General features: G+C 66.7%; 14 protein-coding genes. 4 read left to right on the top strand and 10 right to left on the bottom strand.

Annotated elements, in window-relative coordinates; all coding sequences use genetic code 11:
* The first annotated feature begins 232 nt into the window (after positions 1 to 232).
* On the top strand, positions 233 to 1,462 hold the full coding sequence (locus FB478_RS20300) for a YihY/virulence factor BrkB family protein (RefSeq protein WP_018772208.1): 1,230 nt from the start codon (positions 233 to 235) through the stop codon (positions 1,460 to 1,462).
* 324 nt (positions 1,463 to 1,786) lie between these two features.
* Positions 1,787 to 2,044: a hypothetical protein gene (locus tag FB478_RS20295; RefSeq protein ID WP_018772209.1), complete on the top strand. Its 258-nt coding sequence runs from the start codon at positions 1,787 to 1,789 to the stop codon at positions 2,042 to 2,044.
* Positions 2,045 to 2,143: 99 nt separating this feature from the next.
* Here the strand turns inward: FB478_RS20295 and FB478_RS20290 are convergent, their stop codons facing one another.
* The 5 genes from FB478_RS20290 to FB478_RS20270 all read right to left on the bottom strand — a co-directional run bounded on the left by FB478_RS20290 (position 2,144) and on the right by FB478_RS20270 (position 6,533).
* Positions 2,144 to 2,920 carry a glycosyltransferase family 2 protein gene (locus FB478_RS20290; RefSeq protein WP_144601446.1) on the bottom strand — a complete coding sequence of 259 codons (777 nt, stop codon included), beginning with the start codon at positions 2,918 to 2,920 and terminating at the stop codon, positions 2,144 to 2,146.
* Positions 2,917 to 4,296, bottom strand: coding sequence for a bifunctional PIG-L family deacetylase/class I SAM-dependent methyltransferase (locus tag FB478_RS20285; protein WP_144601445.1), 1,380 nt, complete (start codon positions 4,294 to 4,296; stop codon positions 2,917 to 2,919). The genes FB478_RS20290 and FB478_RS20285 overlap by 4 nt, the downstream gene beginning before the upstream one ends.
* Positions 4,290 to 5,378, bottom strand: coding sequence for a hypothetical protein (locus FB478_RS20280; protein ID WP_144601444.1), 1,089 nt, complete (start codon positions 5,376 to 5,378; stop codon positions 4,290 to 4,292). The genes FB478_RS20285 and FB478_RS20280 overlap by 7 nt, the downstream gene beginning before the upstream one ends.
* 55 nt (positions 5,379 to 5,433) lie before the next feature.
* Entirely contained in the window at positions 5,434 to 6,123 is a 690-nt protein-coding gene (locus tag FB478_RS20275; RefSeq protein ID WP_056389630.1) for an O-methyltransferase, read from the bottom strand.
* A gap of 86 nt (positions 6,124 to 6,209) precedes the next feature.
* Positions 6,210 to 6,533, bottom strand: coding sequence for a thiamine-binding protein (locus FB478_RS20270; protein ID WP_144601443.1), 324 nt, complete (start codon positions 6,531 to 6,533; stop codon positions 6,210 to 6,212).
* A gap of 124 nt (positions 6,534 to 6,657) precedes the next feature.
* Between FB478_RS20270 and FB478_RS20265 the strand changes: the two genes are divergently transcribed.
* Both FB478_RS20265 and FB478_RS20260 read left to right on the top strand, forming a co-directional pair.
* Positions 6,658 to 7,317 (top strand): TetR/AcrR family transcriptional regulator, encoded by a 660-nt coding sequence (locus tag FB478_RS20265; protein ID WP_144601442.1) that lies wholly within the window; start codon positions 6,658 to 6,660, stop codon positions 7,315 to 7,317.
* 97 nt (positions 7,318 to 7,414) lie between these two features.
* The gene (locus FB478_RS20260; RefSeq protein ID WP_018772216.1) at positions 7,415 to 7,639 is read left to right on the top strand and encodes a hypothetical protein; all 225 of its coding nucleotides are present in this window, start codon (positions 7,415 to 7,417) and stop codon (positions 7,637 to 7,639) included.
* An 81-nt stretch (positions 7,640 to 7,720) separates the two neighbouring features.
* On the opposite strand, the gene FB478_RS20255 is transcribed toward FB478_RS20260, so the two are convergent.
* The 5 genes from FB478_RS20255 to FB478_RS20235 form a co-directional block, all read right to left on the bottom strand.
* Positions 7,721 to 8,101, bottom strand: a complete 381-nt coding sequence (locus FB478_RS20255; RefSeq protein ID WP_144601441.1) for a hypothetical protein — start codon at positions 8,099 to 8,101, stop codon at positions 7,721 to 7,723.
* An 81-nt stretch (positions 8,102 to 8,182) separates the two neighbouring features.
* Positions 8,183 to 8,320: a hypothetical protein gene (locus tag FB478_RS21445; protein WP_261377483.1), complete on the bottom strand. Its 138-nt coding sequence runs from the start codon at positions 8,318 to 8,320 to the stop codon at positions 8,183 to 8,185.
* Between the two features lie 233 nt (positions 8,321 to 8,553).
* Positions 8,554 to 8,865 carry an AzlD domain-containing protein gene (locus FB478_RS20245; RefSeq protein WP_144601439.1) on the bottom strand — a complete coding sequence of 104 codons (312 nt, stop codon included), beginning with the start codon at positions 8,863 to 8,865 and terminating at the stop codon, positions 8,554 to 8,556.
* On the bottom strand, positions 8,862 to 9,662 hold the full coding sequence (locus FB478_RS20240; protein ID WP_134165223.1) for an AzlC family ABC transporter permease: 801 nt from the start codon (positions 9,660 to 9,662) through the stop codon (positions 8,862 to 8,864). The genes FB478_RS20245 and FB478_RS20240 overlap by 4 nt, the downstream gene beginning before the upstream one ends.
* Entirely contained in the window at positions 9,659 to 10,216 is a 558-nt protein-coding gene (locus tag FB478_RS20235) for a hypothetical protein (protein ID WP_395858367.1), read from the bottom strand. Before FB478_RS20235 ends, FB478_RS20240 begins: the two co-directional genes overlap by 4 nt.
* Position 10,217 lies beyond the last annotated feature (1 nt).

Here is a 10,217-nt window from a genome sequence, read left to right as displayed (position 1 = left end):
GAAGCCATGGAAAACGTCAAGGCCACCGCCACCGACGCCGCCCAAAACGTCAAACTCGAAGGCCAACAAGCCGCCACCGACGTCAAAGACCGCGCCACCGACGCCAAAGACCACGTCCAAAACACCTGATCAGTCCAGCACCGCACCGTAAGGCAATAGTTTCGTTCGGCAGGCCGGCACCGCCACTCCGCGGGCCGGCCTGTTCGTTTCGCCCCTGATTGAGAGGACACCCATGGCCACTCACGACGATTCCGAGACCAGTACCGCCAAGGCGGGCCAGGCACCGGATCCAAACGACGCAAGGAAACCCACCAGCCCAAGGGACCTGGACAAACCGTCCTGGAAATACATCACCAGGAAGACCCTCCGGGAGTTCAGCAAGGACCAGTGCCCCGACCTGGCAGCAGCCCTGACCTACTACGCGGTCCTGTCGCTGTTCCCCGCCCTGCTGGCACTGGTCTCACTTCTTGGCCTCTTTGGCGATCCCCAGAAGACCACTAATGCCTTGCTGGAAATCGTGCGCGGCTTCGCTCCTGCCGAGACCGTCAATACGATCAGCGGTCCCGTCTCGGAACTGACGAGTGCCCCGGCGGCCGGGCTCACCCTGGTGATCGGCCTTGCCACCGCCCTGTGGTCGGCATCCGGCTATGTTGGCGCCTTTGGGCGGGCGATGAACCGGGTTTACGAGGTGGATGAAGGGCGCGCCTTCGTGAAGCTCCGCGGCACCATGCTGGCCGTCACCCTCCTGGCCGTGGTCATCGTGGCACTGTTGGCCGGCATGCTGGTCCTCAGCGGCCCGGTCTCCGAGGCCGTGGGCGGGCTCATCGGCCTCAGCGGCCCGTTCCTCATGGTCTGGAACATCGCCAAGTGGCCCGTCATGATCGTCCTGATCATCGCCATCATTGCTGTCCTCTACTACGCCACGCCCAACGTCAAGCAGCCCAAGTTCCGCTGGATGAGCATGGGCTCCGGAATCGCGCTGGTCGTGTTCCTGATCGCCTCGCTGGGCTTCGGCTTCTACGTGGGTAACTTCGGCAACTACAACAAGACGTACGGCGCCCTGGGCAGCGTGATCATCATGCTGCTCTGGCTCTGGATCCTGAACATGTCCCTGCTCTTCGGCGCTGAGTTCGACGCCGAAGTGGAGCGTGGGCGCCAGCTCCAGGCCGGCATCAAGGCGGAGGAGACCATCCAGTTGCCCCCGCGGGATACCAAAAAGAGCGAAAAGATGCAGCAGCAGATCGAGGAAGACATCAAGCACGGCCGTGAACTCCGGGAGAAGTACTCCTCGGAGAACGGCGGTAACGGCTCCGCCGACAGCCAGGACGGGCAGCCTGCCGGCAATGGCCAGGACGGCGGCCACCACGGTGAGCGGCACCGCGACAGGGTCCGCGAGAAGGTACAGCACCGCGCTGGCAACGGGGAGTCCGACGACGACGGCCGGCCAAGCGGGAAGGCGTAGCGGGCGCGGTCCGGCTACCGGAAGAGGGACTAGGCAGGACCTTCAAGATGGAGGAAAATTCATCTTGGAGGTCCTGTTGAGGTTTCCCGGGTGGCATGCGGCCCGGGGCAATGCGGGGCCGGCGGTGAGATGGCCTCTTCTGAGACCGAGGCCAGTCCCCCCAGTCGCCGTCGGCCCCCTCAGCCTCCCCCCGGGGGTCAGGCCCTGACTGGACAAAGCGCAGTGAACTGCAATACTTTCTTGAATACCTCGCCGGGATCCTTAGGAGACCGGCAGGTCCGCTGAAGCAGACGGCGGCACCACGGTCAACCCTTATGAGCGGACATGCCTGCTACCCATTTTGAACAGTTTCTTTCCGAAGCAGTTGTCGCGGACAGGGAGCCAGGCCTGGGCCTGGGACGCGACGAGCTGTACGGCCTCTACACCAGCTGGTGCCTCCTGCACAAAGCTGAACTGCAGCCGCCGGCTGCGCTTTGGGAAGCCATGCACGATGCCGGGATCAACCCGGACAGCAACAACCTTTCCATGACCGGACCCGCCGCGGCGGACTACATCGTAGCCAGCGCTCCGGACTTGGTATAAGGCCTGCACGCGGAACCTGCGTCCGCACCGTAAAGGGCTGTTGCCGGAAGGCAGCAGCCCTTTCTGCATCCCATGCTGCCCCGCCGTTGAGGGTCCCGGCTATGGCTGGGCCAGTGCCAGGAGGTAGGCGGCAAACCCCCGCGGCGCCCGCCCCACAGTCCTTCCGGAGGTGAGAACCCGGGTTGTGTCCGTGGCAACCATGCTCGCCCCGCTGCCGCGAAGCCGGTCCACCAGAGCCCGGTCCTCATCGAAATCAACCCCGGGAAACCCGCCTGCCGCAAGGTAGGACGAGGCACGCACCCCAAGGTTGGCACCGTACACGTGGGGGTGGTTCTCCGTTGGAACATGCCGGGCATGCCATCGGGCAGCGAGGTGGTGGGGCATGCCGTGGCCATCAGGCTCCACAGATCCAAGGACGACGTCGGCGCCCCCGGCGGCCAATTCCAGTTGGCGCACCAGCCAGTTTTCCGGAACGCAGGAATCGGCATCCGTGTTGGCCAGCCAAACGTGCCGCAGCGAAGAACCTGCCGTGGATCCACCCGCAGGAGAACGCCTGGTTGCGTTCTCCAGCGCGGCTTCGGCCCCTGCCTGCCTGCTCTTGCCCACGCTCCGGAAGTCCACCGGCAGGACCATGTACCGCGGGTCCTCAGCAGCGAAGACCGCCGCCACCGCAGCGGAGCCATCCGTGCAGCTGTCCAGGACAACCACCACCTGCACGCGTACGCCGGTAAGGTTCGACTCGGCTTGGTCTGCCGCGTCACGGGCTGCGGTCAGCGCACGCTTAAGGTGTTGCTCCTCGTTGTGCGCGGGAATCACCACCGCAACTTGCCGGATGCTGTTGGCAGCGCTGCTTCCCCCTGAAGCCGTGACCGTCATGCCGACGCTTTGTGGCCGGGGGCCACCATGAGTTCCAATACGAAGTCCCGTTCCTGGTACAGTCCTGCGGTCCGCCAGCCCAGACGCTGCCGGGCCATCGCGTGGACGGTGTCGCCGTCGAGTTCCCAGCCTGCAATGGGATGCCGCCAGTGGCACAGGAGCAGGGTTCCGCCCGGGTTCAGGGACGCTTCGATCCGGTCCCACAGTTGGCCCAGCTCACCCGCGGACAGGTAGTAACCAACCTCCGAAACCACCACAAGGTCAAAAGTTCCGCCCGGCCATGCCCCGGGGACGACGCAGTGTTCAACCCGGACCCCGGGGCAGCCTGCAAGGTGCTGCCTGGCCCGGTGGACCGCGGTTCCACTGGCATCCACCGCCAACATCTTGCGGCACCGGGCAGCCAACCCGGCTGTCAACGTCCCGATGGAGCAGCCCACTTCCAGGCCGCTTTCATAGGATTCCTCCGGGAGGGCAGCAAGGGTGAGCGCCCGCTTGCGCCGCTCGTACCAGCTCCCGGTGTAGTTCCAGGGATCCGTGGAGCCACCATGCACGCCGTCGAAGACCAGTTCCGCGTCATCGCTTGAATGCGCCTGCGCGGATGCAGTGGGCGCCGGCGTCCAGGCGAAGACCTCAAAGGGGCGTGAGAAGTGCGCCAGGAATTGCCCGCTGAGGAGTGTTTCGTCGCCGGGAAGCGGAGACAGGGGCTGCACCTGTGTTGCGTGCTCCGCCATGGCCCGCCTTTTAGCCGCCCGGGCCGGTTCATCCAGGTGGAATCGCAGCCATGACCGCCATTCCGGCACCTGGGGTGCGGCCCAGTGCCAAAACCAGATGGGGTATTCCAGCAGCGCGTGGCCGTCCTGCCGCGCAACTTCTGCCGCCGCCGCACCGAGCGCATCGTGGTCACCATGCCCGTCGGCCCGGTACGGTGCCACGAGGGCCAGCCGGTCGGGATCACCGGGAAGCCGGCGGGCGGCCTCCCGGACAGCCTTGGCGATGGTTCCGGCATGCTCTCCAAGTCCGCGGTCCGGCAGCCCGAGGAATGCCCAGCGGTCCGCCAGGCCCAGTGCGGCCAGGGCCGCTGAGAATTCAGCCAGCCGGGTGTGGGCCAGCTGTTCCGGGGAGGTGGTGGGCGAATCCGGGTGTGACCCCTCCCCTGCCGTGCACAGCAGGACTTCCACCTCGGCTCCCAGTGCCGCCAGGGACGCCATCAGCCCACCGGCCCCCAGTGTCTCGTCATCCGGATGCGCCGCCAGGACCACGAAGCGCATGCCGGCCAGTTCGGCGGGGTCAAGCGGCAGCTCGGGTGCTGCGTCCAGGCCGCTCACGGCCCAGGCGGCCTCGCCGGTTCCCTGGTCAGCGTGCGAAAAGGTCACCACGGGCAGTCCCCCTTGAGCGCAAGCCGGCCCAATTGGGCATCATCCCGTGCCCCGTGATGCTGCCGGACGTAGAGTGCCAGGTCGGCCATCCTCTTGGCGTACGGCCCGTCAAAGGCAAGCGGACCTGGACCACGGTTGGAAGCCACCAGGGAAAGGACGCGTTCGACGGCGGCCGCAACAGTTCCGCGGACCCGCTGGGCTTCGCTCCACGCGCTGTGGTTCCCGGCGGAGCCGAGGGTGCCGGCATCGATGCCCGCTGCGGTCCGGGCAAGATACTGCAGGGCAGCCGAGAGCGTGCGGTCCACCTCTCCGAGCGCCGCAAGTGCCACCTGGTCGGGCTCCCGCCCCGCTTCGGCCCCTGCCAGCAAACCGTTGCGGAAGTCCCGTGCCACGCCCACTGCTCCCCCCAGCCAGCAGGCAGCCACGCCTATCCCGCCCCAGGCGAAGCCAGGCCGGCTGTGGTACCAGCCGGTACCACCCAGGGGGCTCGCCGGGACCTGGTCGAAGTGAACTGTTCCGCTGGGGATTTCCTGGAGCCCGCGCGCGATCCACTCCGGTTCCTCACATGCCACGCCGGGATGGCGAAGATTGACCGCGAAGGCCGCCCTGCCGCCGTCGTCCGTGTGGGCGGTGACCACCGAGCAGTCCAGGGCCGCGGCGAGGGAACACCACGGCTTGGACCCGCTGAGGGTGGTGCCGGCACCTGCGGAATGCGCTTCGAGCCGGGCACCCGGTGCCTCTGCGGCGAAGACGCCCCAAGCGGCATCGCTGCTCCCGTCCGGGAACGGGTGTCCGGGCTCAGCTGCGTGGGCAGCCTGGGCAAGAATGGCGACGGCGTCGAGGTGCGGCTCAAGCACCCGGGCCGCGGCCACATCGGTGGCAGCCACGGAAGCCAGGAGTTCCCACAACACGGCGGTCCGCCCCTCACCGGGCAGCGGCCACGTCCGCCCGGCCTCGACGGCAAGGGCCAGCAGGGCAGGGACGTCACCCGTTGCGGCGGCGACGGATTCGACCAGCGGAACCCATGGCGAAAAATCTGCGGGCGTGGAGTCCAGGAGTACAGGAGCAGGTGCCGCGTGCAAAAAGCCCTCCCTCTACGATGCCCGGCACTGCGCCGGACGCATCTCCACAGCTTACTTACTGTTTTTGCGGGAGGATGCGCGCCAGCGCGAACCCGTCCCACCCCTTGGAACCCACCGTCTGGATGACAGTGGCGTCCAGGCGCGGGTGGTTGCCGAGCAGCCGGAGTGCGTCGATGATGCCTGGCGCGTTGACCGGGTCCATGTCCGGGTCCAGGACGGCCCCTTCCCAGATCGTGTTGTCCAGGACCACCACCGCACCCGGCCTGCCCAGCTTGACGGCCCAGTCGAGGTAGCGGCTGTTGTTTTGCTTATCGGCGTCGATGAAGATGAAGTCGAACGGCTCCCTGTCCTCTTCCTCGAGGGCAGCCAGGGTTTCCAGCGCGGGGCCCAGCCGGATTTCCACCCTTTCACCCAGGCCGGCGGCGTCGATGTTGGCCCACGCCACTTCTGCATGCTGCGGCAGGTATTCGCAGGTGACGAGCTTGCCGTGGTGGGGAAGGCCGCGGCCCATCCAGATGGTGCTGTAACCCGCCAGGGTCCCGATCTCCAGGATGCGGTGGGCGCCGGACAACTGGACCAGGAGCTTCAGGAGCTTCCCGGCGTTTGGCGCCACCTCAATGGCCGGCATGCCGGCGTCAGCCGCAGTGCGGATGGCCTGCTGGACCGCCTCGTCCGGATGCACCACGGTGCGGGACAGGAACTCCTCGGTGGCAATCCATTCCGGCCGGGGTTTGTGCTCGAACATGGGCACAGTTTGGCACGCGACGTTCCGACGGTCCAGACACTTCAGCCGGGCCCACGCCAGCCCCGGCGCGGAGGCTCAGGACAGGCTTAGGACTCCTGGGCCAGGGCGTTTTCGAGGCGGTCCATCTTTGCCGTCAACTCGCCGCTGTAACCGGGCCTGATGTCGGCCTTGATCACCAGTGAGACGCGGCTGCCGTAGCGTCCGACCGCCTCGGTGGCGCGCTTCACGACGTCGAACACTTCATCCCACTCACCCTCAATGGTGGTGAACATGGAATCGGTCTGGTTGGGCAGCCCGGATTCCCGGACGATCTTCACGGCGGCTGCAACGGCGTCGTGCACGGACGCATCGTTTGGCCGGGAACCTTCGCTGGGAACGCCTGACGGAGCAACAGAAAATGCAAGCAACATGCCTCCAAGTTTCGCACGCGGTTCCCGGACTGCCGCAGGCCCAAACGCGGGAGCGCGCCGTCACATAAGCTCCTACCCCGGAGTAACCATGGTGGCCGAAGACTCCGTTGCTACCCTTTTGGGCATGAGCCTCGCAGTCGCCCGTAAGCCCCTCCGCGCAGACGCAGCGCGGAACGTGGACAAAATCATCACGGCGGCGCGCCAGTGCTTCCGGGAGTTCGGCCCGGAAGTACCGCTCCAAACCATCGCATCCACCGCGGGCGTTGGCCCCGCAACCCTGTTCCGCAACTTCGCGGACAAGGAAGAACTGGTCCTGGCGGCACTGAACCGGCAGCTCCGGCTTACCGTGGATCCCGTCATGGACGGCGCCCTGGCCGATATCGATGCCGCTGCCGGGCTGCTGCGCGTGCTCGAGGCCCTGATGGCTGCGGCAAGCGACGACGCCAACCTGCTGTGCGCTGTGGCGGGCCGGCGCGAACTCCTCACCGGCATTACCGGGTCCCTCATGGAGTCGATCAGCATCCTTTTGGTGCGCGGGCAAGGCCAGGGAAGCCTGCGCACGGACATCACCATGACGGACATGTTCCGGCTGCTGGCCATGCTGATCGGCGTTGTCGACACCATGGAGCCGGGCTCCGATGCATGGCGCCGTCCGCTGGCACTGGTCGAGGACGCCATCCGTACGGTCCGCCCGCCACGCCCGCTTCCCGTGCTGGTGCCCGTCCCTGCTGCCGCACCCGGCATCCCCGGGGGCACCATTGTCGGCACACAACACGTGCAATAAACTCAGAGCGGGGTTAGGCAGCCAGCCTCGAATAGTCCGAGATGGAGCGACCCATGGAACTTTTCCTGCGTATCCACCCTGCAACCGCCGCGCTGCGATGACCAGATCAAAACTCTTCCACTACCTCACTGACGCCCGCGGGCCGGAAGAAGTCCTCCCTGCGCTGACAACCGCGGAACTCGTCGAATTGCTTGACGCCCTGTACCAAAACCTTGATACCCCCGAGCCCGAGTTCGGCGCGCAGGTGTGGTACGAGATGGGCGTGGAAGAAAGCTGCCGCAGGTCGGTCTCGCCCGACGGCGCAGCCCACGGCGTGGCGTAGCTACCGCTGTATCGAGCCCCTGACAGCCGGCCGGCGCTGCCCGGCTGTCAGGAGTGTTTCCCCGGTATCGGGAGCGTTCCGTCAGGGATTTTCCCCGTTTTCTCCAGTGCCGGTTTCTCCGCCTTGGGTGCCGGGCCTTGGCTGTTCTGATGGCTGTTCTGGCTCAGGATGCCCGTGTGACTGGGGTTCGTGGTCATGGTGCTCATGGAACTCGTTGGGGATGTGGTGCTTCGCCTCCATCAGGTGCTGCTGGAGTTTCTCCTCGGCATCCCGGCGCCGCCGTGCAGTGTCCCGTAATTCACGCGTTGCCTCGGAGCCGCGGGGGTCCAGGTAGGCGGGCCGCAGCTTGCCGGTTTGCTCAGCGGCAGGAATTCCGGCGCTGCGCGCTTCCCCAGCCTTCCCTTCGGTGTCCTCTGTGCCCTGGCCGTCCTGCGGCTTATCAGGCCGTGACTGTTCGTCCATCTCGATTCCTCCTTTGGTGGCCGCCTGGTGTGGGCTGCATCTCCTCCAGTCCACCACACCTGGCCCCGCGATGCTGGCCCGCTAGGCGTTGCCCGCGTCTGCCCGCTTGCGGAGTTCCTGACGCACCAGGGCCTGCAGCGCTGGAACGGACGACGACGGGTCCAGGTCGAATGCCTCCCGGAGCCTTTGGGCGAGAATTTCCAGGTCGTCTTCCGGCACGTCTGAAAGGCGGGAAAAGCGCCTGAAGAAGCGTTTGGCTGGGAGGCCCGCCCGCCGTCGGGCGTCCTTGTGGCGGGGTCTGTCCGCCAAGCCGCCTGCGGGATACAGCTGATTTTCCATGGTCGCCGTTCGTAGGAATGCCATGGCCAACTGCATAAGCCGATTTCATAGTACAGCCGCCGCCGCGCCGGGGAAGTGACCCCCATCACTAATTTATGCAGACGCCTGCCAAACTAGCTCCAGCCCAATGCCCTCAGCAGGGCAGCGGTGCCGGCCCCGGCGATGACCACCACCAGGAAGGGTGCGCGGAACGCCAGCGCGAGTGCGGCCGCGGCAAGCGCCCCCAGCCTGGCGTCAGCCGCGAGACCCTGGCCAGACACGACGGCATTCACCACGGTAAGGGAGGCCAGCATGCCGATGGTCATGGTGCCCGCAACCCGGGATGTGCGCGGGTCCTCGAGGAACCTGGCGGGCACGAAGTAGCCCACGATCTTCCAGGCGTACGCCAGCGCGCAGGCAAGAAGCAGCCAGATCCACAGGCTCATGCGCCTGCCCCCGGATCCGTGCCTTCGCTCCCCTGCGCACCCGGATACGGGCGGCTTGCGTCCTGCTGCCGGCCAGGGTGATGGTCACGGTGTCCGCCATAGGGCTCGACGTCCGGCTCAAGGCCCTCGTCGCGCCGGCCGTGGCTGAACCAGCCCACCAGCGCGGCCACCAGGGCGGCCACCAGGATGGGCACCCCCGCCGGCACGAAAGGAACGGCGACAACGGTGGCCACCGCACACACCACCGCGATGGCAATGGGTTCGCGGCCCTTAAGCCGCGGCCAGAGCAACGCCAGGAAGGCGGCCACCGCGGCGCCGTCGAGCCCCCATTGCTTGGGATCGCCCAGTCCGCTCCCGGCGAGCGCGCCCACGGCGGTGAAGAGGTTCCACAGCACGTAGACGCCGATCCCTGCAGTCCAGAATCCCCGCCGCTGCTCGGCCGGGTCCGTCTGGCCCGTGCTGGTGGCCGTTGATTCGTCGATGGTCAGCTGCGCGCCGACAAACTTGCGCCAGCCGGTGGGCCGCAGCAGTGCGTTCAACTGCATGCCGTAGATGCCGTTGCGCATGCCCAACAGGGTTGCTGCGCTCATTGCGGCGATGCCCGAACCTCCACCTGCCACCACACCGATAAACGCGAACTGCGAACCACCGCTGAAGAGGAGCAGGCTCAGGGCCATGGTCTGCCACAGGTTGAGCCCCGAGGTCACTGCGAGCGCTCCGAAGGACACCCCGTAAAGGCCGGTGGCGATGCTGATGGAAATCCCCACCCTGACCGCCGGCGAGGCCAGGAGTTTCACACGCAACCTCCAGGTTTGCGTGCCTTTTGGATGGGCTTCCGGAGGCTCCAGGCCCAGAGGATCAACGGTGCCTGGAGCGGCAACCGCACGGTGTGGATCTTCCGCCGGCGGGGCGTACCCTGCGGACCGTAAGCCTTCGCCAGTGCGTCAGCGTGTCCCGCCAGGAATGCGGTAAACATCGCTGTGAGGGCGGTGGCGGTCAGCTTCCGGGTAGGCGGGAGGAGGATTCCGACGGCGGCGGCCAGCTCCAGCAGTCCGCTCACGGCGATCCACTCATCCCGGGACAGGACGGCCAGGGGATGGTTGGGCACAGGATGGTTGGGCACCACAGTGTGGGCCGCACCGGGTTCCGGATCCGGTTCCGCGTCCCGGCGGCAGAGGTAGTCCGGAACGACGTCGCGGTAGAAGCCGGGACCCCTGAAGTGCTTGCCCGCACTGGCCAGCAGGAGGGCTCCCATGGCAGCCGCGGACAGGGTCTGAACGGCGGGGCCCTGAAGGGAAAAGTTCGGTACGGACAAGCCCCTGACTGCAGGACCGGACCAGGGAAGAGGCATG

This window comes from Arthrobacter sp. AG367 (genome assembly GCF_007828995.1).
In the GTDB taxonomy this organism is placed as follows: domain Bacteria; phylum Actinomycetota; class Actinomycetes; order Actinomycetales; family Micrococcaceae; genus Arthrobacter.
Note: the sequence above shows the minus strand (reverse complement) of the source record. Positions and strands in the feature narration are given on the sequence as shown.